This is a genomic window from Sphingomonas montana, assembly GCF_001956315.1.
GTDB classification, from domain to species: domain Bacteria; phylum Pseudomonadota; class Alphaproteobacteria; order Sphingomonadales; family Sphingomonadaceae; genus Sphingomonas_R; species Sphingomonas_R montana.
On the sequence record NZ_MOLY01000042.1, the window covers coordinates 60,262 to 83,346 of the forward strand.

26 protein-coding genes are annotated in these 23,085 nt (G+C 68.6%); 14 read left to right on the forward strand and 12 right to left on the reverse strand.

The window, feature by feature from the left end:
* Nucleotides 1–26: 26 nt before the first annotated feature.
* From BKY59_RS12505 to BKY59_RS12525, 5 genes are all read right to left on the reverse strand, one after another.
* Complete coding sequence (locus BKY59_RS12505; RefSeq protein ID WP_240500092.1) at nt 27–1,292, reverse strand: multidrug effflux MFS transporter; 1,266 nt, start codon at nt 1,290–1,292, stop codon at nt 27–29.
* 75 nt (nt 1,293–1,367) lie between these two features.
* Nucleotides 1,368–1,829: a hypothetical protein gene (locus BKY59_RS17790; protein ID WP_076071979.1), complete on the reverse strand. Its 462-nt coding sequence runs from the start codon at nt 1,827–1,829 to the stop codon at nt 1,368–1,370.
* 74 nt (nt 1,830–1,903) lie between these two features.
* Nucleotides 1,904–3,289: a phosphoglucomutase/phosphomannomutase PgmG gene (pgmG, locus tag BKY59_RS12515; RefSeq protein WP_076071980.1), complete on the reverse strand. Its 1,386-nt coding sequence runs from the start codon at nt 3,287–3,289 to the stop codon at nt 1,904–1,906.
* Complete coding sequence (locus BKY59_RS12520; RefSeq protein WP_076071983.1) at nt 3,286–3,693, reverse strand: J domain-containing protein; 408 nt, start codon at nt 3,691–3,693, stop codon at nt 3,286–3,288. The genes pgmG and BKY59_RS12520 overlap by 4 nt, the downstream gene beginning before the upstream one ends.
* The gene (locus tag BKY59_RS12525; RefSeq protein WP_076072391.1) at nt 3,693–4,475 is read right to left on the reverse strand and encodes a division plane positioning ATPase MipZ; all 783 of its coding nucleotides are present in this window, start codon (nt 4,473–4,475) and stop codon (nt 3,693–3,695) included. The genes BKY59_RS12520 and BKY59_RS12525 overlap by 1 nt, the downstream gene beginning before the upstream one ends.
* 102 nt (nt 4,476–4,577) lie before the next feature.
* Here BKY59_RS12525 and panC point away from each other — a divergent pair, with 102 nt between their 5' ends.
* Nucleotides 4,578–5,426: a pantoate--beta-alanine ligase gene (gene panC / locus BKY59_RS12530; RefSeq protein ID WP_076071985.1), complete on the forward strand. Its 849-nt coding sequence runs from the start codon at nt 4,578–4,580 to the stop codon at nt 5,424–5,426.
* A gap of 352 nt (nt 5,427–5,778) precedes the next feature.
* Nucleotides 5,779–6,075 (forward strand): SEL1-like repeat protein, encoded by a 297-nt coding sequence (locus tag BKY59_RS12535; RefSeq protein ID WP_076071988.1) that lies wholly within the window; start codon nt 5,779–5,781, stop codon nt 6,073–6,075.
* Between the two features lie 194 nt (nt 6,076–6,269).
* Here the strand turns inward: BKY59_RS12535 and BKY59_RS12540 are convergent, their stop codons facing one another.
* The 5 genes from BKY59_RS12540 to BKY59_RS12560 form a co-directional block, all read right to left on the reverse strand.
* Nucleotides 6,270–7,427, reverse strand: coding sequence for a GNAT family N-acetyltransferase (locus tag BKY59_RS12540; RefSeq protein ID WP_083672116.1), 1,158 nt, complete (start codon nt 7,425–7,427; stop codon nt 6,270–6,272).
* Nucleotides 7,424–8,152 (reverse strand): glycerophosphodiester phosphodiesterase family protein, encoded by a 729-nt coding sequence (locus tag BKY59_RS12545; protein ID WP_076071990.1) that lies wholly within the window; start codon nt 8,150–8,152, stop codon nt 7,424–7,426. Before BKY59_RS12545 ends, BKY59_RS12540 begins: the two co-directional genes overlap by 4 nt.
* 12 nt (nt 8,153–8,164) lie before the next feature.
* The gene (locus BKY59_RS12550) at nt 8,165–8,626 is read right to left on the reverse strand and encodes a RidA family protein (RefSeq protein ID WP_076071993.1); all 462 of its coding nucleotides are present in this window, start codon (nt 8,624–8,626) and stop codon (nt 8,165–8,167) included.
* 109 nt (nt 8,627–8,735) lie between these two features.
* Nucleotides 8,736–9,359: a hypothetical protein gene (locus BKY59_RS12555; protein ID WP_076071996.1), complete on the reverse strand. Its 624-nt coding sequence runs from the start codon at nt 9,357–9,359 to the stop codon at nt 8,736–8,738.
* Nucleotides 9,356–9,613, reverse strand: a complete 258-nt coding sequence (locus BKY59_RS12560; protein WP_420822095.1) for a DUF3572 domain-containing protein — start codon at nt 9,611–9,613, stop codon at nt 9,356–9,358. The genes BKY59_RS12555 and BKY59_RS12560 overlap by 4 nt, the downstream gene beginning before the upstream one ends.
* 52 nt (nt 9,614–9,665) lie before the next feature.
* Here BKY59_RS12560 and BKY59_RS12565 point away from each other — a divergent pair, with 52 nt between their 5' ends.
* The gene (locus tag BKY59_RS12565; RefSeq protein WP_076072001.1) at nt 9,666–10,028 is read left to right on the forward strand and encodes a response regulator; all 363 of its coding nucleotides are present in this window, start codon (nt 9,666–9,668) and stop codon (nt 10,026–10,028) included.
* 239 nt (nt 10,029–10,267) lie between these two features.
* Here BKY59_RS12565 and rpmG read toward each other — a convergent pair whose 3' ends face one another.
* Nucleotides 10,268–10,435, reverse strand: a complete 168-nt coding sequence (rpmG, locus tag BKY59_RS12570) for a 50S ribosomal protein L33 (protein WP_025560997.1) — start codon at nt 10,433–10,435, stop codon at nt 10,268–10,270.
* Nucleotides 10,436–10,633: 198 nt separating this feature from the next.
* On the opposite strand from rpmG, the gene BKY59_RS12575 reads away from it, so the two are divergent.
* The 8 genes from BKY59_RS12575 to BKY59_RS12610 all read left to right on the forward strand — a co-directional run bounded on the left by BKY59_RS12575 (nt 10,634) and on the right by BKY59_RS12610 (nt 16,042).
* A complete protein-coding gene (locus tag BKY59_RS12575; protein ID WP_076072004.1) occupies nt 10,634–10,969 on the forward strand; it encodes a hypothetical protein in 336 nt (111 codons plus the stop codon).
* A 20-nt stretch (nt 10,970–10,989) separates the two neighbouring features.
* Nucleotides 10,990–11,559 (forward strand): TMEM165/GDT1 family protein, encoded by a 570-nt coding sequence (locus BKY59_RS12580; protein WP_076072006.1) that lies wholly within the window; start codon nt 10,990–10,992, stop codon nt 11,557–11,559.
* 101 nt (nt 11,560–11,660) lie between these two features.
* On the forward strand, nt 11,661–12,161 hold the full coding sequence (locus BKY59_RS12585) for a Dps family protein (RefSeq protein ID WP_076072010.1): 501 nt from the start codon (nt 11,661–11,663) through the stop codon (nt 12,159–12,161).
* Between the two features lie 85 nt (nt 12,162–12,246).
* Nucleotides 12,247–12,909: an ATP phosphoribosyltransferase gene (hisG, locus tag BKY59_RS12590; protein WP_076072013.1), complete on the forward strand. Its 663-nt coding sequence runs from the start codon at nt 12,247–12,249 to the stop codon at nt 12,907–12,909.
* 21 nt (nt 12,910–12,930) lie between these two features.
* Complete coding sequence (gene hisD / locus BKY59_RS12595) at nt 12,931–14,223, forward strand: histidinol dehydrogenase (RefSeq protein WP_076072015.1); 1,293 nt, start codon at nt 12,931–12,933, stop codon at nt 14,221–14,223.
* A 1-nt stretch (nt 14,224) separates the two neighbouring features.
* On the forward strand, nt 14,225–14,680 hold the full coding sequence (gene nusB / locus BKY59_RS12600; protein ID WP_206362065.1) for a transcription antitermination factor NusB: 456 nt from the start codon (nt 14,225–14,227) through the stop codon (nt 14,678–14,680).
* Nucleotides 14,681–14,730: 50 nt separating this feature from the next.
* Entirely contained in the window at nt 14,731–15,702 is a 972-nt protein-coding gene (gene thiL / locus BKY59_RS12605; RefSeq protein ID WP_076072018.1) for a thiamine-phosphate kinase, read from the forward strand.
* An 82-nt stretch (nt 15,703–15,784) separates the two neighbouring features.
* A complete protein-coding gene (locus tag BKY59_RS12610; protein ID WP_076072020.1) occupies nt 15,785–16,042 on the forward strand; it encodes a GlsB/YeaQ/YmgE family stress response membrane protein in 258 nt (85 codons plus the stop codon).
* A 105-nt stretch (nt 16,043–16,147) separates the two neighbouring features.
* Here the strand turns inward: BKY59_RS12610 and BKY59_RS12615 are convergent, their stop codons facing one another.
* Complete coding sequence (locus tag BKY59_RS12615) at nt 16,148–16,894, reverse strand: SIMPL domain-containing protein (protein ID WP_076072023.1); 747 nt, start codon at nt 16,892–16,894, stop codon at nt 16,148–16,150.
* 231 nt (nt 16,895–17,125) lie between these two features.
* Between BKY59_RS12615 and BKY59_RS12620 the strand changes: the two genes are divergently transcribed.
* The 3 genes from BKY59_RS12620 (at nt 17,126) to BKY59_RS12630 (ending at nt 23,055) form a co-directional block, all read left to right on the forward strand.
* Nucleotides 17,126–18,334 (forward strand): efflux RND transporter periplasmic adaptor subunit, encoded by a 1,209-nt coding sequence (locus tag BKY59_RS12620; RefSeq protein ID WP_076072025.1) that lies wholly within the window; start codon nt 17,126–17,128, stop codon nt 18,332–18,334.
* A 10-nt stretch (nt 18,335–18,344) separates the two neighbouring features.
* Nucleotides 18,345–21,488, forward strand: coding sequence for an efflux RND transporter permease subunit (locus BKY59_RS12625; RefSeq protein ID WP_076072028.1), 3,144 nt, complete (start codon nt 18,345–18,347; stop codon nt 21,486–21,488).
* 310 nt (nt 21,489–21,798) lie between these two features.
* A complete protein-coding gene (locus tag BKY59_RS12630) occupies nt 21,799–23,055 on the forward strand; it encodes a DUF445 domain-containing protein (protein WP_076072031.1) in 1,257 nt (418 codons plus the stop codon).
* The last annotated feature ends 30 nt before the right edge of the window (nt 23,056–23,085 follow it).

Sequence of the window (23,085 nt, forward strand, 5' to 3'; positions counted from 1 at the left end):
GCGACGCGCCGGCGGGGGTGGAAGCGTCAGGCGGCGGGGGCCGGCACCGTGACCGGGGCATTGCGGGCCTGAAAAAGCCGGCCGCGTTCGACGATGAGCACGACGCCGAGCGAAGCGAGGCCGGCGAAGAAGAAACCGGCCGCGACCGGGATCGTGGTGCCGTTGAAACTCTGCCCGATCAGCAGGCCGACCAGCGCCCCGCCGGTGGTGGAGACGAAACCCTGGATCGAGGACGCCGTGCCAGCGATATGGCCGACCGGTTCCATCGCCATCGATCCGAAGTTGGAGGCCGCAAGCGAAAAACAGCCCATTGTGGCGGCAAGCAGCACCGCGAAGCTCAGGACCGTTTCATAGCCCGCGGCGGCGACCGCCAGATGCAGTGCGCTGAATGCGATGAAGCACAGGAGAGCCGTGTGTGACACCCGGCGCGTGCCGAGCCGTTCGACGATCCGCGAGTTGAAGAACGAACCGACCGCCATCGTGCCGGCGGTAGCCGCGAAGACGGTGGTGAAGATTGCCGGCCGCTGGAACACGTCGGCGAAGATCTGCTGCACCGAATTGATATAGCCCATGAGGCCGCCGAACAGCAGCGAGGTCGCCAGCGTGTAGCCCAGCGCATAGCGGTTGGTGACGACTTCGCGCGCGGCGGACAGGATGGACCGTGCCGAGATCGGCCGGCGATATTCCGGGTGCAGGGTCTCTGGCAGCTTGAACCAACCCCACAGGACGATGCCGATCGCGAAGGCGGCCAGGAAATAGAAGATCCAGGGCCATGGCCCGGCGAACAGGATGATCTGCCCGATACTGGGAGCCAGGATCGGGACGGCCAGGAACACGATGAAGCTGAGCGACATCACGCGCGCCATCTGGCGACCCGAATAGCAATCCCGCACGATCGATACCGCCAGAACGCGCGACGATGCGGCCACCACACCCTGGAGCAGCCGGGCAAGGACGATCGTCGTGAAGTCGGTGGCGAAGGTGGCGGCGACGCTGGCGACCGCGAACAGCGACAGGCTGACCAGCAGGACGGGCTTGCGCCCGACCCGGTCGGACAGCGGCCCGTAGACGAGCTGTGCCGCGCCGAAGCCCAGGACATAGGCCGCGATGATGAACTGCCGCTGATTCTCGATCGTGATACCGAGCGCGTCCGACATGGCGGGCAAAGCGGGCAGCATGATGTCGATGCCAAGCGCGTTGATCGCCATCATCCCCGCGACGAACGCGACGAATTGACGAAAGCCCATGCCGGGGTGGGCAGGGCCGCCATGGCGGGTAGAAGCTTCGATCATGTACGGGCCTTCGCTGCGTTGCAGCAAGATGGGGCGCGTGGAGGGACGAGACAAGTCTTCAGTGGTGGGACGCGATCAGTTGCCGGAGCCGAGCGGCGCGCCGGACGGCTGGCCGGCGTTCGATAGCGTCGTACCGGACGACAGCCCGGCAACCGCGTTGTTGCCGTTAGCGGCACCGCCGCTGCCGCCACCATAGCCCGCGCTGCCGGTGGCAAGGCGCGTGTTCAGCCGCGACGCGGTGCCGATGCCGGCGCGGGCATTGATGCGTGCGCTGAGCGAAGATTGCGACCCGATCGGGGTGCCGGGCTGTCCGAAACCGGTGCCGCCGACATTGGGAATGGCACTCGCCGCCCCGGTCGATGTGCTGCCCGACAACGATCCGCTGCCCAGGCCGATGCCGAGGCTGCTGCTCGAGGATCCCGAACCGGCGTTGGTCGCGGAGACGCTGCCGGTCGAGGCGGTGCCGCCGGAGAGCTGCGCGGCGGCGGGCGCGGCGGTCGCGGCGAGGATGAGTAGCGCGGTGGCGGGGCGGAACATGGCAGGTCTCCGGATCTGGTGAAGGGGTAACCCGGCGGGGCGGCCGGGGGTTCCGCCATCGGCCGGACGGCGGGTCAGGTAGCGGGAGATGCGCCGCTGGCCGCCAGTTGCCTGTTCAGTTCCGCGACCAGGCGGTCGCAGCCGGGCTGGTCGCGCCCCTCCGCCCGGGCGACGAGCAGATCCTGCGTGTTGGAGGCGCGCAGCAGCCACCAGCCGTCGGGCGTGGTGACGCGGACGCCGTCCGTCGTGTCAACCGCCGCGCCGGTCGCCGCCAGCCGCGCCGCCACCTCCGCCACCACCACGAACTTGCGATCTTCAGGGGAAGCGAAGCGCAGTTCGGGCGTGGCGACGCGGACGGGCAGCGCATCGACCAGATCGGCCAGCGGCCGGCGCGCGCGACCCAGCGTACGGATCAGCCGCAGCGCGGCGTAGAGCGCGTCGTCATAGCCGGGATGGTCGTCCGCGAAGAAGATGTGGCCGCTCTGTTCGCCGGCCAGCAGCGCGCCGGTTTCGCGCATCCGCTGCTTCATCGGGGCGTGGCCGGCGCGGCCCATGACGGGCACGCCGCCCAGTTCGGCAACCCGGTCGAACAGCGTCTGCGACATCTTGACGTCGCCGATCACGGTCGCGCCGGGATGGTCGGCCAGCAGCGGTTCGGCCAGGATGGCGAGCAGCCGGTCGGCCGGCAGCGTGCGGCCGCACGCGTCGATCACGCCGATCCGGTCCCCGTCGCCATCGAACGCAACGCCGAAATCGAGCCGTTCGGACAGGATGAGCGTCCGCAACGCATCGAGGTTCGCGTCGATCGTCGGATCGGGGTGATGGTTGGGGAAGGTGCCGTCGATGGCGGTGAAGAGCAGGCGGTGCGTGCCGGGCAGACGGGCGGCGAGCGATTCGACGATGGCGCCTGCGGCACCGTTGCCCGCGTCCCAGCCGATCCGGAATGTGGACGTATCGGCCCCGGCCAGCAGCCGATCGACATAGCGATCGGCGATATCGATGTCGGTCGCGGTGCCGGCCCCGCTTGTCCAGTCGCCGGTGGACGCCAGCGCGCCGAGTGCCTGGATATCGTCCGCGAAGAAGGGGCGGTGGCGCAGGACGAGCTTGAAACCGTTGTGCGAGGCCGGGTTGTGGCTGCCGGTGACCATGACCGCGGCATCGACGCCCAGCACGGTTTCGGCGAAGTACAGCATGGGCGTTGGGCCGACGCCGATCCGGACAACGTCGCAGCCGCTTGCCAGCAGGCCGGCGACGAGCGCGTCTTCCAGCATCGGGCTGTGCGTCCGGCCATCGCGGCCGACGGCGATGCGGGTTCCGCCGTCACGCGCGACGACGGTGCCGAAGCCGCGCCCCACCGCGACCGCGTCGGCGGCATGGAGCGTATCGCCCACGATGCCGCGAATGTCATATTCGCGCAGAATCGATGGCGCGAAGCGGTGGGTCGGCGGGCGGGGGGTCAGCGGGAGGACGGCCCGGCCGGGGTCACCGCGAGGAGCGTGTCGCGGGCGAGATTGACGCGACGTGCCAGATCGTTGGTGCCGCCGTGGTCGGGATGGACGCGGGCGATGAGCCGGCGATGGGCCGCACGGATCCGGTCCGCATCCGCGCCGATCGGCAGTTCGAGCAGGGCCAGCGCCTCCGTCTCGGTCATGGCGGCGCGGACAGGCGTTTGCTTGCGGAACCAGACCCAGCCGCCCGCGCCGCCGAGTGCCAGCAAGCCTAGCGCGGGGTTGCCCTTCAGCAGGCTGATCCCGACCAGTGCGGCAATGCCGGCGGCGACATCGGCATAGCGCAGCGTCTTGAGCGATCCGTCCTTGTACGCCCAGAAGGCGATGGCGGCCGCGGCCAGCAGCAGCAGGAGCATCAGGCCGCCGCCTGCACCCGGTCGGGAAGTGCCAGGGCAGCGATCATCTCGCGCAGTTCCTGGCGGGCGGCGACATGGGCGATCCCGGCGTCGGCGCCGATCGCCTTCAGATCGAGCAGCGTCAGCCCCTTGGGAAACAGTTCGCGGTAGATGACGCGTTCGGACAGGCCGGGGATGACGCGGAAGCCGACGCGCTTGCTGAGTTCGGCAAGGGCGGAGGCTACGCGTTTCATGTTGCGCGCCTCGATATGCTGCAACCGGTTGCGCAGCACGACCCAGTCGACCGTGCCGCCGTCGGTCTTGGCGCGGACCTTGCGCGCGTCCCACACGATTTCGGCGTAGAAGCTGGGGCGCTTGATCTTGTAGCTGTCGGGATCGACCTGCCCGATCAGGTCGAGGTCGATGAAACTGTCGTTGATCGGCGTGACCAGCGTGTCGGCCCGTTCGATCGCGGCGCGGGCGGCGGGGTCGTCGCGGCCGGGGGTGTCGACGACGATGATATCGACCTGCCCGCGCAGTTCGTCGATCCGTTCGCCGACCTGCGGCCCCTTGGCCGGATCGAGCGTCTCGACATGCGGCAGGGGCAGGTCGATTCCCGTCCGCTTGATGGTGGCGATGCGGTTTTCCAGGTAGCGGCCAAGCGTCCGCTGGCGATGATCCAGATCGAGCGTCGCCACCCGGCGACCAGCCGCGGCCAGCGCGACGGCGGTATGGACCGCGGTGGTGGACTTGCCCGACCCACCCTTTTCATTGGCGAAGACGATGAGATGCGCTGTCTGCAAAAGCCGTTCGCGGGTATGCCCCGCCCCCTTGATCTCGTCCGCCGCGGCCCCCAAAGGACGCGTATCAGCCCTGTCGTCAGCCCTATCGGAGGCCACCCCAAGGTGCAAATCATTCGTACCGTGCAAGGCCTGCGCGAAGTGACGGCCGGCTGGCGCATGGCTGGAAAGACCGTGGCGCTGGTGCCGACGATGGGCGCGCTGCATGCGGGGCACATGGCGCTGGTCGATGCGGGCCGGCGGCGCGCGGACCATGTGGTGGTGTCGATCTTCGTCAACCCGGCGCAGTTCGGACCGAACGAGGATCTGGCCGCCTATCCCCGGCGGGAGGCGGCCGATGCCGCGATGCTGGATGCGGGCGGGGTGGACGTGCTGTGGGCGCCCGACGTGGCGACGATGTACCCGGCCGGCTTCGCGAGCAGCCTGTCGGTGGGCGGGGTGAGCGAACGCCATGACGGCGCGGCGCGGCCGGGGCATTTCGACGGGGTGGCGACGGTGGTCGCGAAACTGCTGAACCAGGTGCGGCCGGACGTCGCGCTGTTCGGGGAGAAGGACTGGCAGCAGCTGGCCGTGATCCGGCGGATGGCGGCGGACATGGACGTGCCCGTCGAGATCGTCGGCGTGCCGACGCAGCGCGAGGATGACGGTTTGGCGCTGTCGTCGCGCAACGCGTATCTGGACGACGAACAGCGGGCGGCGGCGCGGGCGATGCCGCGCGCGCTGGGCGAGGCGGCGGCGGCGATCGCGCGGGGGGACGATGTGGCGCAGGCGATGGCGACGGCGGAGCGGCGCTTGCTGGACGGCGGGTTCGGCAGCGTGGATTATGTCACGCTGTGCGATGCGGAAACGCTGGTGCCGGTCGTGGCGGTCGACGGGCGCCCGCTGCGTTTGCTGGCCGCGGCGCGGATCGGGACGACGCGGCTGATCGACAATCTGGCGGTGGCAGTGGAGTAAGTAGGCTCTTCAAATGTTCAACCTCACGACCGTCCATGCCGAGCGCGGTCGAGGCACTTTCCCGAGCGTAGCCGGGGGAGCGCTGTCGACCGTCTTGGCTGCGCTCGACCGGTCCCTCGACTTCGCTCGGGGTGGACGGGTCTTGCCAACGTCATTGCGGACCTGATCCGGGATCCCGCCTGTTCTGTTGCGCTTGAAGGCAGCGGGACCCCGGATCAAGTCCGGGGTGACAGCGCATCTGTCCGGTTGACGCCGCCTGCGTTCGCAGCGGCCTTCGCCGTTAACCACTTGTTTGCGCGTGGGGCCTCATGTTTCCAGCCCTGACGACTCGCGTCACAACGGGGAACGGCACATGGGATATAGCCTGGAGACGGGGACTTTCGGGATGGAGCGCCGGATCGCGGATGCGACGCGGGGCGACATCGATGCCTATTTCGATCTGGGCATGGCCTATTCGTCCGGCGCGGGCGGGATCGACCTGGATCTGGTCGAGGCGCATAAATGGTTCAACCTGGCGGCACTGGGCGGCAGCCGGCGGGGGCAGGAATGCCGGGCGGAGATCGCCGAGGACATGACCGCGCGCGAGATCGCGAATGCGCAGAAAGCGGCGCGGGCCTGGCTGGGGCTGACGATGCGGGCGGCGGCTTGACGGCGTGCGGTCCGGTTCGGGCTTGTCGAGAGTGCTGGCCGGGCCGGGCAGGGTTTTCGACAGGGCCGAACCGGACGGGTGGGTGAAAGGGGAAGCTTCCCCAGAGCTTGGCCCTGTGGTGCTGGTGGCTTCTCGGCTTCGCTCGAAGGGTCCCTCGACTTCGCTCGGGATGAACGGTTAGTGGCGGTGCATCGTCAGCCCTTCTTGAACGGGGTCATCTCGTCCAATTCCTCGATATCCTCCGCCACCGCGGCGCGTTCCGCGTCGAGATAGGCGGCGACCGCGCGGCGGAAGCCGGGGTCGGGAATATAGTGGGCGGACCAGGTGACGGCTGGGGCGTAGCCGCGCGCCAGCTTGTGCGAGCCCTGCGCGCCCGCCTCGACCCGCGCCAGGCCGCGCGCGATGGCGGCATCGATCGCCTGATAATAGCAGAGTTCGAAGTGGAGGAAGGGGACGTCCTCGGTCGAGCCCCAATAGCGGCCGTAGAGCGTGTCGGCCCCCACCAGGTTGAGCGCCCCGGCGATCGGCACGCCATCGCGCAGTGCCAGCATCAGCAGGACACGGTCGCCCAGCCGTTCCGACAGAAGCGAGAAAAAGCGGCGGTTCAGATAGGGGCGGCCCCACTTCCTGGCCCCGGTATCCTGGTAGAAGAGCCAGAAGGCGTCCCAATGCGCCTCCGTGATTGCTGCGCCGGTCAGGTGGACGATGTCGAGGCCCTGCACTGCGGCGGCGCGTTCCTTGCGGATCGCCTTTCGCTTGCGGCTGGCCAGCGCGGCCAGGAAATCGTCGAAGCTGGCATAGCCGTCGTTGGTCCAGTGGAACTGGCGGTCGGCCCGGATCAGCCAGCCAGCGGCTTCGAACACGGCAACTTCGTCCTCCGCCACGAAGGTCGCGTGCGCGGACGACAGGCCGAGCCGGTCGACGACGGCGGCGATCGCGTTGACCAGCGGGACGCGGAGTGCGGGGTCGCGGGTGAGGAGGCGCGGGCCGGGGACGGGGCTGAACGGGACGGCGATCTGGAGCTTCGGATAATATTGACCGCCGGCCCGTTCGAACGCGTCGGCCCAGCCATGGTCGAACACATATTCGCCCTGGCTGTGGCTCTTGGCATAGGCGGGCGCGATGGCGGCGGGGCGGCCGTCCGGACCGTCGATGACGACGGGGACGGGCTGCCACCCGGTGCGCGGTTGCGCGCAGCCGGCATCTTCCAGCGCGGAGAGAAAGGCGTGGCCGACGAACGGGTTGTCGGTGCCGGCACAGGCGTCCCAGTCGGCGGCGCTGAAGTCGGCAAGACCACCCGCCATGCGTGCGACGAAACCGGTTTCGGGACCGGCCTGCTGCGTGCCGGTCATCGGTGGACGCCTTCGAAGATCACTTCGTCCGCATAAGCGGCGGCGGTGCGTTCGGCCGCCGCATCGCGTACCGTCCAGGTCAAGACGGGCATCCCGCGGGCGCGGGCACGTGCGGCGAACGGGCTGGGCAGGCTGCGGATATCATAAGCGAGGAAATCGGGTCGCGCATGCGCCAGCGCAAGGGCGCGGCGGATGTCGTGCGCCGGGCCGCGGCGCCCTTCTTCGGTGACCACCAGACCGCGGACGATGGCGGGCACGTTGCGCCGGAACCAGCGCGGGACGCCCGGGTGGAAGGACATGACCGCCACCGGGCCGCGATAGCCGTCGAGTTCACGCGCGACGGCACGGCAGATGGGCAGGATGTCGGATGCCGGCGTCTTGACCTCGATCAGCACGGGGACGCGGCCGAGCGTGCGGGCGAGGAGCTGGAACAGCGTGGGGATCGGCTCCGCGCTGCCGGACAGGCGGATGCCGTCGAGCACGGCGGCGGTGCGCGCGGCGAGCGGGCCGGACCGGTCGGTCAGCCGATCGAGATCGGTATCGTGGAAAACGAACGCCTCGCCATCGAGGCTGGCCTGCACGTCGCACTCGATACCGTATCCGGCAGCGATGGCCGCGGCGAAGGCGGCGCGGCTGTTCTCGATCCGTCCGTCGCCGTGCAGGCCACGATGCGCGAAGGGTTGCGCGCGGAGGAAGGCGGTGCGCGCCGGATCGGGAACGGGCACCGCCGGTAAGGATCAGGCCGGACGGATTGCGATGACCGCGTCGATTTCCACCACCGCGCCGAGCGGCAGGACGGGCACGCCGACCGCGGAGCGCGCATGGCGGCCGGCATCGCCGAACACCGACACCATCAGTTCGGACGCGCCGTTGGCGACCGCGGGCTGGCCGGTAAAGGCGGGGTCGGACGCGACGAACACGCCGAGCTTCACGATCCGTTCGACCCGATCGAGCGAGCCGAGCGCCTTCTTGACCTGGGCCAGCACCATGACGGCGCAGCGTTCGGCGGCTCTCTTGCCATATTCCGCATCGCGGTTGCCGCCGACATAGCCGGTCATCAGCTGGCCGTCCTCGAACGGCAGTTGGCCCGACAGATGCAGCAGGCCGGCGGCCTCGACCGCGGGGACATAGGCCGCGACGGGCGCGGCGGCTTCGGGGAGGGCGATGCCCAGTTCGGCGAGGCGGGTATCAATGGTCATGGGTAGCAGTCTTTCGGATGGGGGGACGGGTGGGTCAAGGGTGATTTGGGGGGGGGCTCTTAGCCTCTCCACTAAAGCAGAGGGGCTCGATGGCTTCCTGCTCCGTCCGCTACTTCCGATGCCCTTCTTCGAATCGCGCCAGGATCCAGTCCTTCGCTTCGCGCCAGTCGTCGATGCGGGCGTCGGCGGCCGGGGCGGGGGGGACGTCGGGGGCGAGCATGGGTTCGGACACCATGTGGAGCCGCCAGACCTGCGGCACATGTTCGGCGAGCGAGGCGTGGTGGACAGCGAGGTCGTCGACGAACACGGCGGCCGACGGCGCGAATTCATCGATCAGCGTGCGCGCCGGGGTGCCCTTGCCGCCCTGGTTGCAGACGACGCGGTGGCGGATGCCGTGCGCGGCGAGTTGCGCGACGCGGCCCGCATGCCAGTCGGGCAGGATGTTGGTCAGCACGACGATGTCGGCGACTTCGCCAATTGCGGCCAGCGCCTCGGCCGCATGGGGGACGAGCGTCTGGCGATGCATCTGCGTTTCGAAGAAGCCGTTGAGCAGCGGCCAGAGCTGTTCGTCGGGAAACGGCGTGCCGTCGCCTCGGCGGCGTGTGCTGGCGGTGAAGTGGCCGCCGCGCGGCTGGAAATCGAGCTGATGTTCCGCATCCAGCCAGGCCCCGAAATGGGTGACCATGTGGAGCAGCACCTCGTCGCAGTCGGTGATAAGCAGCGGGCGGCTCATGCGGACAGCAACGCGTTGGCGCGGACCAGCCGGTCGGGCGCGACGCCGAGGTCTTCGGCGCAGGCGATCAGGTCCGGCTCGTGCGATTCGAGGAAGCCCAGCACCGCGCCGAGCACGGCCGGATCGTTCGCGCGGGTGCGCAGATCGGTCGGGTCCAGCCCGGTGAGCGCGAGCAGTCGGTCCGCGCGTGACGGCTCCCCCAGCGTCCAGACCAGCGCGTTCAGCGCAAGCGCCGCCGCCCCGTCAGGGTTCATTGTATCCTTTGCCGCCATCCTCTAATCCCATCGTCGGAACGTGAGGGGTGCGGTGACGAAGAAAGTCCTGATTGTCGAGGACAACGAGCTGAACCTCAAGCTGTTCTGCGACCTTTTGCGTGCGCATGCCTATGATGCGCGCGGGGTGAGCGACGGGCGCGAGGCGCTGGCCGCAGCGCGCGACTTCGCACCCGACCTGGTCATCATGGACATCCAGCTGCCGCATGTCAGCGGGCTGGAACTGATCGGGCTGATGAAGGCGGACGCGGCGTTGCGCAGGATCCCGATCATGGCAGTGACCGCCTACGCCGCGCACGGCGACGAGGACCGGATCCGCAAGGCCGGCGCGCAGGCCTATGTGTCCAAACCGATATCGGTGATGCGATTCGTGGGGTCGGTGCAGGCCTTACTTTAGGCGGCACTCGGTGGTCGTTCCCGCCGTTCGCTCGTCGTCCCGGTGCAGGCCGAAGTGTCGTGGTGCCTGGTCGTCCTGCCACCGAAGAGAGATCCCGGCTTTCGTCGGATGACGTTCCAGGAGGAACACACGAAGCCCGCCCGACCTGTGCTTATGAAAGCGAATGCCGAGCGGGCTTTTCGTCTTGATCCCCGCCTGCGCGAGAATGATCTAGGGTCCGACGGGCGCCGGACCATGGATCACTTGATCTTGGCTTCCTTGAACTCGACATGCTTGCGCACGACGGGGTCGTACTTGCGGAAGGAGAACTTCTCGGTCTGCGTGCGCGGGTTCTTCTTCGTGACGTAGAAGAAGCCGGTGTCGGCGGTGCTGACGAGCTTGATCTTGACGGTGGTCGGCTTTGCCATGACCCGGAACCTTTGCGAACGCGAAAAAAAGAAGGCGACGTTGCCGCCGCCTGTATGCCGGGTCCTTTGGGCGAGACGCGTGGCAGAGTCAAGTCCGCGGCGTGCCGTCCGGAGCCGCCACATGGGCAATGTCGCGGGCGCGTCTTAATCGGACGCTAACCGGTGCGGGCGCACGAGGGGCGTCAAGGGGAGGACGCGATGGCGACCGCTTATAAGCAGATTGACGACGGCGACGTGCCGGTTTCGACGCGCCTGTGCGGGCGGATCGTGGCGCTGGAGGCGGACCTGTCGACCCTGTCGCTGGACCGGTTGATGCAGCGGCTGGGCGAGATCCGCGGGACGGCGCGGCTGCACGGGCTGTCCGCGGTGGTGGGGGTCGCGACCGAACTGGCGAACGCGATCGCGCGCGACGGGCGGGCCGCGCTGATCCGGCCCTACCTGGGTGGCCTGCGCGAGGCGTGCGGGTGCGCGCCGGGCGACGAGAATGCCGTCCATGCGTTGCTGGCGTCGATCAGCGTGCGATTCGCGGACTGACCCGGACGTTGATCCTCTAGATGGATGCGTTGCTGAGCGCCTTCGTGGCGTGCGGGCTGGCCGAGATCGGCGATCGCAGCCAGTTGCTCGTCATCCTGCTGTGCATGCGGTTTCCGGGAAGACAGGGCCGCGTGCTGGCGGCGGCCGGGCTTGCCGCGCTGGTCAGTACGGGCATCGGTGCCGCGGGCGGGGCCGTGGTGCATGACATGGTGCCGTTCCGGGCGCTGTCGCTGATGGCGGCGCTGGCGCTGCTGTCGGCGGGGATCGGATCACTGGCGCGGCCGAAGACGCCCAAACTCACCGTTTCGCCGCGGCTGGGCGCGTTCGCGGGCAGCCTCGCGGTGCTGCTGGCCGCGGGGATCGGCGACAAGACGCAGTTCCTGACCTTCGCCTTGTCCGCCCGCAGCGCGTCGCCGGTGCTGGCGGCGATCGGCGCGACACTGGGCGTGCTGGCGGCGGCGGTGCCCGCGGCGATGCTGGGCCGGCGGTTCGTCCATGTCGTGCCGTTGCGGGCGGTACGGATCGGGATCGGCGTCGTGCTGATCCTGGCCGGCCTGGGGTTCGGGCTGGATGCGCTGCGGCTGATCTGACCCTCGCCGATCAGGGCGATCGAAAATATTCGACCGGACGGGATGCGACCGCGGCGGGGTTCGATCGTTGGGGACCCGAACCGAACATCTGGAGACGCATCATGGCCGACACGCCCGAACCCAAACTGGCGACCCCGACCGATATCGCCACGACCAACGCGAAGACCGTGGCCGACGCACTGAACGGCGTGCTGGCGGACAGTTTCGCGCTGTACCTGAAGACCAAGAATTTTCACTGGCATGTGTCCGGCCCGCATTTCCGCGACTATCACCTGATGCTGGACGACCAGGCCGCACAGATCCTGGGCACGACCGATGCGATCGCGGAGCGGGTACGCAAGACCGGCAACGTGACGCTGCGGTCGATCGGTGACATTTCGCGCCGCCAGACGATCCAGGACAACGACAAGCCGTTCGTCAGCGCCGACGACATGCTGGCGGAGCTGCGCGAGGACAATCTCCAGCTGGTGCAGGCATTGCGCGAGGCCAAGGACATCGTCGACGAAGCCAAGGACAATGCGACCAGCGGCATTCTGGACGACTGGACCGACCAGGCCGAGGAGCGCGCCTGGTTCCTGTTCGAGACCAGCCGCAAGGCATGACGCCGCGCGGGGCCGGGCGACCGGCCCCGTAGGTAGGGCAAAGTGGTTTCTTGTGGGGCGCGGGTTGGGCGCGTAAGGCGCGCGAATGATCGAACCCGTCACCCTGGCCATTCCGAAGGGCCGTATCCTGGACGAAGTGCTGCCGATGCTGGCGCAGGTCGGGATCGTGCCGGAAGCGGCCTTTTCCGATCCATCCAGCCGCGCACTGATGTTCGCGACGAACGATCCCGGCGTGCGGATCATCCGGGTGCGCGCGTTCGACGTCGCGACGTTCGTGGCGCACGGCGCGGCGCAGATCGGCGTTGTCGGGTCCGACGTGCTGATGGAATTCGACTATTCCGAGCTTTATGCGCCGGTCGATCTGGACGTCGGGCATTGCCGGCTGTCGGTGGCGGAACCGGTCGCGCTGGCGGCCGGTGACGATCCGCGCGGCTGGAGCCATGTGCGGGTCGCGACCAAATATCCGAACATTACGCGGCGCCATTTCGAGGCGCGTGGCGTGCAGGCGGAATGCGTGAAGCTGAACGGTGCGATGGAGATCGCGCCCGTGCTGGGCCTCGCCGACCGGATCGTTGACCTGGTGTCGAGCGGACGGACGCTGGTGGAGAACGGGCTGGTCGAGGTCGAGGTGATCGCGCAGGTATCCGCCCGGCTGATCGTCAACCGCGCCGCGTTCAAGACGCGCAGCGGGCAGATCGCGGCGCTGATCGACGGGTTCCGGATGGCGGGGGCGCAGCGTGCGGCCTGATATGAAGAGCGGAGACGGGCGATGACCCAGCGGCTGGATGCGACCGACACGGGCTTTGCCGCGGCGTTCGAAACCCTGGTGAATGCGCGGCGGGAGTCGGATGCGGGTGTGCGCGAATCGGTGGCGGCGATCGTGGCGGACGTGCGGGCGCGCGGCGACGTGGCGGTGGCGGAACTGACCGCGCGGTATGACGGGCATGACCTGGCGACGACCGGATGGGAGGTGCCGCAGGCCGAGCGGCGCGCGGCGCTCGACGGGCTGGCGAGCGATCTGCGCAATGCGCTGGAACTGGCGGCGGAGCGGATCCGGACGTTCCATGCGGCGCAGGTGCCGGCCGATCGTGATTCCGTCGATGCGCAGGGCGTGCGGCTCGGATCGCGCTGGCGCGCGGTCGAGGCGGCCGGGCTGTATGTGCCCGGCGGGCGCGCGGCCTATCCGTCGTCGGTGCTGATGAACGCGTTGCCGGCGCGGGCGGCGGGTGTCGACCGGCTGACGATGGTAACGCCGACGCCGAATGGCGAGGTGAACCCGCTGGTGCTGGCCGCGGCCGAGATTGCCGGCGTCGACCAGGTGTATCGCATCGGCGGGGCGCAGGCGATCGCGGCGCTGGCATACGGAACGAAGCGGATCGCGGCGACCGACGTGATCGTGGGGCCGGGCAATGCCTGGGTCGCGGAGGCCAAGCGCCAGCTGTACGGCGTGGTCGGCATCGACATGGTCGCCGGGCCGTCCGAGATCGTGGTGGTGGCGGACGGCGCCAACGACCCGGACTGGATCGCGATCGACCTGCTGAGCCAGGCGGAGCACGACCCGGTCAGCCAGTCAATCCTGATCACCGACGATGCCGCGTTCGGCGACGCAGTGATGGCGGCGGTCGAGGCGCGGCTGACGACGCTGGCGACCGAGCGCGTGGCGCGGGCGAGCTGGGCCGATTACGGCGCGATCATCGTGGTGCCGACGCTGGATGCGGCGATCCCGCTGATCGACCGGCTGGCGCCCGAGCATCTGGAGATCGCGACGGACGATCCGGATGCGATTTTCGCGCGCGTGCGGCACGCCGGGTCGGTGTTCCTGGGGCGGCATACGCCGGAAGCGGTCGGCGACTATGTCGCGGGGCCGAACCATGTGTTGCCGACCGGGCGACGCGCACGTTTTTCATCGGGACTGTCGGTCCTGGATTTCATGAAGCGGACCAGTTTCCTGGCGCTGGACCCTGCATCGCTGCGTGCGATCGGGCCGGCGGCGGTGACGCTGGCGACGGCGGAGGGACTGCCGGCGCATGCGGCGTCGGTCGCGGTCCGGCTGGGGAGTTAAGATGGCCAAGATCAACGAACGTTCGCGGTCGCGCAGTGCCGCGCGGCTGGCGGCGGTACAGGCGCTGTACCAGCAGGAGATGGAGACGATCACGCTTCCGCGGCTGCTGGACGAATTCCACCGCCACCGGCTGGGTGCGACCGTCGACGATGTCGAATATGCCGATGCGGAAGTCGATTTCTTCGACGATCTGGTGCGCGGCGTGGATGCGCGGCGCGAGGAAGTGGACGCCGCGATTTCCGACAAGCTGGCGGCCGGCTGGTCGATGGCGCGGCTGGACAAGCCGATGCGGCAGATCCTGCGTGCCGGCACGTACGAGCTGATCGCGCGGCCGGACGTGCCGACCGGGAGCGTGATCTCCGAATATGTCGATGTGGCGGCGGCGTTTTACGACAAGCGGGAGAAGGGGTTCGTGAACGGGCTGCTGGACGCTGTCGCGAAGGCCGTGCGAGTCTGATCATTGTCTGAGCCCCTCCCCCTGAAGGAGAGGGGCCTAGTAAGGATACTATGTCCGACGAAGCCTTCTTCATCGATCTGCTGAAGGGCATCGCGACCGATCCGGCGGCGCGGGGATTGCTCGACGATGCGGCGCTGTTCGTGCCGCCGGCGGGGCGGGCGTTGGTGCTGACGCACGACATGCTGGTGGAGGGGGTGCATTATCTAACGGGCGATCCGCCGGCGGACGTTGCGTGGAAACTGGTTGCGGTGAACCTGTCCGACCTGGCCGCGAAGGGCGCGCGGCCGGAGGGGGTGCTGCTCGGCTATACGCTGGGGCCGGACCGCGCGTGGGACGCGGCGTTCGTGGACGGGCTTGGTGCGGCGACGCGGCATTATGCGGTGCCGTTGCTGGGCGGCGATACGGTGGGGGCACGCGGGCCGCGCACACTGGCGATGACGGCGATCGGATCGGTGATGCCGGACGGCGCACCCGCGCGCGGCGGCGCGCGGCCGGGCGATGCATTGTGGGTGACCGGGACGATCGGCGATGCGGGGCTGGGGCTGGCGATCGCGCGGGCGGGCGGAGCGGGGGCAGCGGAATTGCTGGCCGCCTATCGCCGACCGGTGGCGCAAGTCGCAGCGGGGCTGGCGCTGGTGCCTTGGGCGCGCGCGTCGGCGGACGTTTCGGACGGCGTGCTGATCGATGCGGCGCGGATCGCGGCCGCAAGCGGATGCGCCGTGTCGATCGCGGTCGATGCCGTGCCGCTGTCGGGCGCGTTGCTGGCGGCAGCGGGCGACACGCGGGCCGCACGGCTGGCCGCGGCGACCGCGGGCGACGATTACCAGCTGATGCTGGCCGTCGCGCCCGAAGCGGCCGACGGACTGAAGGCGGCAGCGGCGGCGATCGGCATGCGGATCAGCCGGATCGGAGTTTTCGCTACGGGATCGGGGCTGAGCCTGACCGACGGCGGCGCGCCGATCGCGGCGCCGGGGCGGATCGGCTATCAACATGATGCAACCCAAGACCCGATGTTTCCGTAGGAACCGGATCGTTTCCCACGCGTATCAACATCCTACTCGACGCAAGGGCTGCACGGGCCGTCGTCATAACAGGGAGGTCGTAATGGGTTTGATCATGTGGTTGATCGTGGGTGGTGTCATCGGCTGGCTGGCCAGCATCATCATGCGTACCGACGCGCAGCAGGGCATCCTGCTGAACATCGTCGTCGGCATCGTCGGCGCGTTCATCGGCGGCCTCATCATCAGCGGCGGTTCGATCAACAATGCGGGTCTCGATCTGCGGACCTTCCTCGTTTCGTTGGTAGGTGCCGTCATCCTGCTCGCGATCGTCAACCTGTTCCGTCGTGGTCGCGTTCGCTGAACATTACTTCGATAGACTGAGATCGAGGCCGTCCCGGGAAACCGGGGCGGCCTTTTTCTTGTGGATGCCGGCCGCTTTCCGTTAAGGAAGACGGCCGGTTTCGCGTCATTGCAGTTCGAAGGTGACGCGCAGGGTGATGGCGAGCGTCTGCTCACCGGCCTGGACCGGCGTGCTGTCCTTTTCCATGCGCGCCATGGCCATCATCATCGGGCGCGGCTGGGCGCTTTGTTCGCCGTCTTCCGCGATCGCGACGATCCGGCGGACGGTAAGGCCGGCGGCGCGGGCGTAGAGATCGGCGCGGGTCCGGGCGGCGGCGACGGCGGCGGTCCGCGCTTCGTCCAGCGCGGCGGCGGGCTTGTCGAGCGAGAAGGCGGGGCCGTTGATCTGGTTCGCGCCGGCCTGGACCAGCGCATCCAGAATCGCGCCGGCACGCTTGATATCGCGGAAGCGGATGCTGACCTGATTCGATGCCTGGTAGCCGGTTAGGACGGGCGGTACGTTTTCGCCGTAGCGATATTGCGGACTGAGGTTGATGGCGTTGCTCTGGATATCGCGGTCGGCGACGCCGGCGCGGCGCAACGCGGCGATGGTGGCGGTCATCCGCGTCGCATTTTCCGCAAGCGCGGCTGACGCGGTCGCCGCCTGCGTCACGACGCCGGCCGAGATGGTGGCAATGTCGGGCGCGCGGGCGACTTCGCCGGTGGCGACGATATCGAGCCGGGTGCCGCCCAGCGTGGCGACGGGCAGCGGGGCGACCTGGGCCGCCGCGATGGCGGGCAGGGCCGCGGCACACGCGGCGGCGGACAGGGCAATGGCGCAGTGGAATCCGGCGCGCGGACGGAGCGGGTTCATGAGGATCCTCCTATTATGGACGCGGTCCGTCTGAACCGGGCGGGCTGCATCCCGGCTGAACGGCAGGGCGCGGCTTCATCGAAGCGCAGGACGCTTTCGTCGCGGGATGCGCACCGGTCGCCTGCGAAACATGCTACGCACCGCAACGGAATCAGGCTTGAGCCAAGTGATTTAGTCGGATAACACAGCATCGCCGGACGGACCGGCCATGAACAGCGAGGCGAAGACCCGATGAACATCCAGTCCCCCGACACCGACCGATCGTTCGCGATGGCCGATGTGGCGGACGCACGGCCGCGCCGCAGGCGCTGGATCGTGATCGGGCTGCTGCTGATCGTCGCGGCGGTCGCGGTGTCGCTGTTCCTGACGAAGCGCGGCGGCGGCAAACCCGCCGGCGCGGATGCAGCGGCCGAGGCGGGAGGCAAGACCACCACGCAGCGCGTGACCGTGGTCGTACCGGGGCGCAGCGCGTCGTCCGCCACCATTTCGGCCACCGGCACGCTGGCCGCCCGGCGCGAGATGCCGGTCGGCGTCGCGGGCGAAGGCGGGCGGGTGACCGCGGTGCTGGCCGAACAGGGACAGTGGGTCGCCGCCGGCCAGACGCTGGTCGTGATCGACCGTTCCGTACAGACGCAGCAGGCGGCGCAGTTGCGCGCATCGATCACCGTCGCGCAGGCCGACGCCGCATTGGCGCAATCGAACCTGGACCGGGCGCGCAGCCTGGTGGGGCGTGGTTTCGTATCGAAGGCGGACCTGGACAGTCGGGTGGCAACGCGCGATGCGGCCGCGGCCCGGGTGGCGGTGGCGCGCGCGCAGCTGAACGAATCGCAGGCGCTGATCGGGCGGCTGAACGTGCGTGCGCCGGCCGCCGGGCTGGTCCTGTCGCGATCGGTGGAGGCCGGGCAGATCGTGAGCGGCGGTGGCGGGACCCCGCTGTTCCGCATCGCGCGCGACGGCGAGCTGGAATTGCAGGCAAGGCTGGCGGAGCAGGACCTGACCGGGTTGTCGGTCGGCCGCCCCGCGCAGGTGACACCGGTAGGCGGGACGCGGACCTTCAACGGCCGCATCTGGCAGCTGTCGCCGGTGATCGACCCGACGTCGCGCCAGGGTATCGCGCGGATCGCGCTGCCTTATGATCCCGCGCTTCGGCCCGGCGGGTTCGCCAGCGTCGTCATCACGAGCGGATCGGTGGACCAGCCGCTACTGCCGCAATCGGCGGTGCTGGCGGAAGGCAAGACGAACTTCGTCTATGTCGTGGGGCCGAACAATGTCGTGGCGCGGCGCACGGTGACGGTGGGCCAGGTGGGCGATACCGGCGTATCGATCGCAGCGGGGCTGGACGGGACCGAACAGGTCGTGGTGTCGGCCGGCGCGTTCCTGAACCCCGGCGACAAGGTCATTCCCGAACGGCGGTCCGCCGTCGCCGCGTCCGCGCGCTGAAGGAACGCACATGCGCAACATCTCCGCCTGGTCGATCCGCAACCCGATCCCGTCGCTGGTGCTGTTCGCGGCACTGACGATCGCGGGGATCCTGTCGTTCATGCGGATGGACGTGAACAACCAGCCGGACATCGCCTTCCCCGGCGCGAACATCACCGTGTCGCAGCCCGGCGCCGCGCCCAGCGAGATGGAAACGCAGGTCACCCAGCGGATCGAGGCGGCGGTGCGCGGCATCAACGGGATCGACGAGATCCAGTCGACCGTGACCGAAGGCAATTCCAACACGTTCGTCCAGTTCGTGCTGGGCACGCCGATCGACCGCGCGGTGACCGACGTGCGCGAAGCGGTGCAGCGCGTGCGCAGCGACCTGCCCGACGGGATTCAGGAACCGCAGGTGACACGGATCGACATCGATGGCGATGCGATCGTGTCCTATTCGGTCGCCGCGACGGACATGACGCTGGAACAGTTGAGCTGGTTCGTCGACAATCAGGTGACCAAGCGGCTGCTGGCCGTGTCCGGCGTGGCATCGGTGGAACGCGAAGGCGGCGTGACGCGCGAGATTCGCGTGATCCTGGATCCCGCGCGGATGCAGGCGCAGGGCGTGACCGCGAACCAGATCAACGCGCAGCTGCGATCGACCAACCTGAACGCCGCCGGCGGGCGCGCCGAGATTGCGGGCGCCGAACAGTCGGTCCGCATCCTGGGGAATGCGGCCGATGCCTATGCACTGGGCCAGAAGCAGATTTCGGTCGGCAACGGCCGCGCGGTGAAACTGGCCGACATCGCCCAGGTGGTGGACGGTTATGCCGAACAGCGCCGGCTGGCACGGATGAACGGCCGCGAAGTCGTGAGTTTCGACCTGTACAAGGCCAAGGGATTTTCCGACGTCACCGTCTATGCCGAAGTGCAGAAGGCGATCGAACGGCTGCGTACCGAAAATTCGGGGGTGACGTTCCGCCAGCTCTATACCAGCGTCGACTATACCGAAGCGCAGTATGAAGCCGCGATCGAGGCGATGATCCTGGGCGCCATATTGGCGGTGATCGTGGTGTTCCTGTTCCTGCGCGACTGGCGCGCGACGGTGATATCGGCGCTGGCCATCCCGCTGTCGGCGATCCCGACATTCTGGGCGATGGACCTGATCGGGTTCACGCTGAACAACATGACGCTGCTGGCGCTGAGCCTGGTGGCGGGCGTGCTGGTGGACGATGCGATCGTGGAGATCGAGAACATCGTGCGGCATATCCGGATGGGCAAATCCGTCTGGCAGGCATCGATCGATGCCGCCGACGAGATCGGGCTGGCGGTGGTCGCGACGACATTCTCGATCGTGGCGGTGTTCTTCCCGGTCAGCGTGATGCCGGGCATAGCCGGGCAGTTTTTCAAGAATTTCGGGTTCACCGTCGTGGTGGCGGTGCTGATGAGCCTGGCGGTCGCGCGGTTGGTGACGCCGATGATCGCCGCCTATTTCCTGCGCCCCCATGGCGGCGAGGAGCATCCCGACGGCAAGGCGATGGTCCTGTACCAGTCGCTCCTGCGCTGGACGCTGGACCGCACGGGGGCCGAGGCGGCCCGCGCGCGCGGCGGCGTGGCGCGGCGGTTCGCCTGGATCCGCGACCATCGCTGGTGGACGATGGGGTTCGGCCTGCTGGCGTTCCTGGGGACGATCGTCGCGTTCGCGACGTTGCCGCAGACCTTCTTCCCGACCGGTGATACCGACTACAGCCAGTTGCGGATCCAGCTGGTGCCGGGGTCCACCCTGCAGCAGACCGAAGCGGTGGCGGACCGCGCCGCACGGCTGCTCGATGCGCAGCCGGAGGTGCAGTCGGCCTATACCACCGTGCAGGTGGGCACCGCGCGCGTGCTGATCACGCTGCGCAAGGATCGCAAGCGGACCAGCACCGAGTTCGAACGGCAGTTGCAGCCACAGCTGAACCGCATTGCCGACGCGCGCATCAATTTCCAGGCGCAGAACGGTGGCGGCGGTGGCGGACGCGATATCGCGATCGTGCTGGCCAGCGACGATCCGGTGAAGCTGGATGCGGCGGCACAGACGGTGGTGGCCGCGATGGCGAAGATGCCCAACATCCGCGCGCCGCGGACCGAGGGCGATCTGCCGCGCCCCGAGATCGTGATCCGGCCGCGGATCGACCTGGCCGCCGACATGGGCGTGACGACGCAGGCGCTGTCTACCGCGATCCGCATCGCCACACTGGGCGACATCGATCAGAATGTGGCGAAATTCTCGCTGAGCGACAGGCAGATCCCGATCCGCGTGGCGATCGACGAGGGCGCGCGTCGCAACCTGTCGACGATCCGTAATTTGCCCGTGCCGACGACGTCCGGCGGATCGGTGCCGCTTTCGGTGATCGCCGACATCGGTTTCGGCGAAGGGCCGTCGCAGGTCCGCCGCCTGAATCAGGTCCGCCGCCTGCTGATCGGGGCCGACCTGGCACCGGGCGCGATCGACGGCGAGGAACGCGCCAAGATCCTGGCGCTGCCGGAAATGAAGAACCTGCCCGCCGGCGTGGAATATGTGACGTCCGGGCAGAGCAAGTCGCAGGAGGAGATGATTGCCAATTTCATCACCGCGGTGTTGGCGGGCGTGCTGCTGGTGCTGGCGGTGCTGATCCTGTTGTACAAGCGGGTCGTGCCGCCGTTCGTGAACCTAGGGTCGCTGATGCTGGCGCCGTTCGGCGGGCTGATCGCGCTCCATATCGCGGGCATGCCGGTGTCGATGCCGGTCTATATCGGGTTGCTGATGCTGCTGGGTATCGTGGCGAAGAACTCCATCCTGCTGATCGATTTCACGATCGAGGAGATCGACCGCGGCGTGCCGAAATATGAGGCGATCCTGGAGGCGGGTCACAAGCGTGCGCAGCCGATCGTCATGACGACGGTGGCGATGGTCGCGGGCATGATCCCGATCGCGCTGTCGATCGGCAGCGACGGCAGCTTCAACCAGCCCATGGCGGTGGTGGTGATCGGCGGGCTGATCGCATCGACGTTGCTGACGCTGCTGATCGTGCCGGCGGGGTTCAGTCTGGCCGACGGGTTCGAGGCCAGGGTGGGGCCGTTCCTGCGCCGCACGCTGACCAATGGCGGCGAGGTGAAGGGCGGCGGCACGGGCGTGGTGCATCCTGCGGAGTAAGGGGCGGCGCGGGATCCGATGGGATAGGCAAGATTTGGCGGTCCGCTGGCTCGAAGAGGCGACCGGGAGTCGACAAACGCTGTGCCCGCCCAGTTCGGTTCAGGCCTGCCGAGATCCTTATGCGAAGTTCTCGCCAAGGCTGGAACCAAACGGGGTCGGCGAGCGGTTCCGGCGTTCGCCCGCAACGAAGCGAGCGGGCGTCGGGCTCCCGGCTCTCTTCGATCGTGCGTCGGACGGGCGTCGGGTGACGGCTTGCGGCGATCTGCCGAAACGGGATTGAACCATCCGGGGTTGCGGTCATTCTAGCGGGATGATGCCCATCACCCGTTCCGCCGCCCCCGTCACCGGCGGCCCACGCACCATGCGGATCGTCGCGACCGGGTTGCTGGTGGCGATGGCCGCGTTGTACATCCTGTCGCGGGCGATGGAGCCGCGCCATGCGGGCTGGGGGTTCATCCGCGCCTTTGCCGAGGCGGCGATGGTCGGGGGGCTGGCGGACTGGTTCGCTGTGACCGCGCTGTTCCGCCATCCGCTGGGCCTGCCGATCCCGCATACTGCGATCATCCCGCGCAACAAGGACCGGATCGGCGCGACGCTGGCGATGTTCCTGAAGGATAATTTCCTCACCCCCCGCGTGGTGGCGCGACGGATGCGGCGGATGGACGTGGCGGGGGCGGCCGGTCGGTTCCTGGCAACGCCGACCGAGGGCGGGCGGTTGCGTGCCGGCGCATCGCGACTGGTGGCCAATGTGCTCGAGTCGCTCGATCAGGACCGGCTGGGCGGGATGGTGAAGGGCGCGATCGCAGCGCGACTGCGCGCGCTGAATGCCGCACCGCTGATCGGACAGGCGATCGCCGCCGCGATGCAGAACAAGCGCCATCTACCGGTGATGGATGCGCTGATCACGTGGGGCAGCCGCGTGCTGCTCCGGAATGAGGCGACAGTGCGGGCAATGGTCAGCCAACGATCCGGATCGATCCTGCGCTGGACCGGGCTGGACGAGCGGATCGGGCAGGCGGTGATCGACGGGCTGTACAAGCTGCTCGACGACATGGCGACCGATCCGGACCATCCGCTGCGGATCAAGGCGGAGGAGGGGCTGGCGCAACTGGCGTTCGACCTGCAGCGTGATCCGGCGATGCAGGCGCGGGTCGACCGGATCCGCGACGAACTGCTCGACAATCCGGCGGTCGCGCGGTGGATCGACGGGTTGTGGGAAAGCGCGCGGGCCGGCCTGTTGCGTGCGGCGCGCGATCCGCAGGCCGCGCTGGCGGGGAAGCTGGGCGAGATGCTGCGCCAACTGGGCGCGACGTTGCAGCAGGATGCCAGGCTCGCCAAGACGATCAACAGCTTTGTCCGGCGGACCGCGGTGGGCGCTGTCGCGACCTATGGCGACCAGATCGTGACGCTGGTGTCCGAGACGATCCGCGGATGGGATGCGCGCACGATCACCGGACGGCTGGAAAATGCGGTGGGCCGCGACCTGCAATATATCCGTGTCAACGGCACCGTCGTGGGTGGGCTGGTCGGCGTGCTGATCCATGTGGTGGACCGTTTCGTCGGCTGATCCGGTCAGTCCAGCCGCCGCGTCACTAGG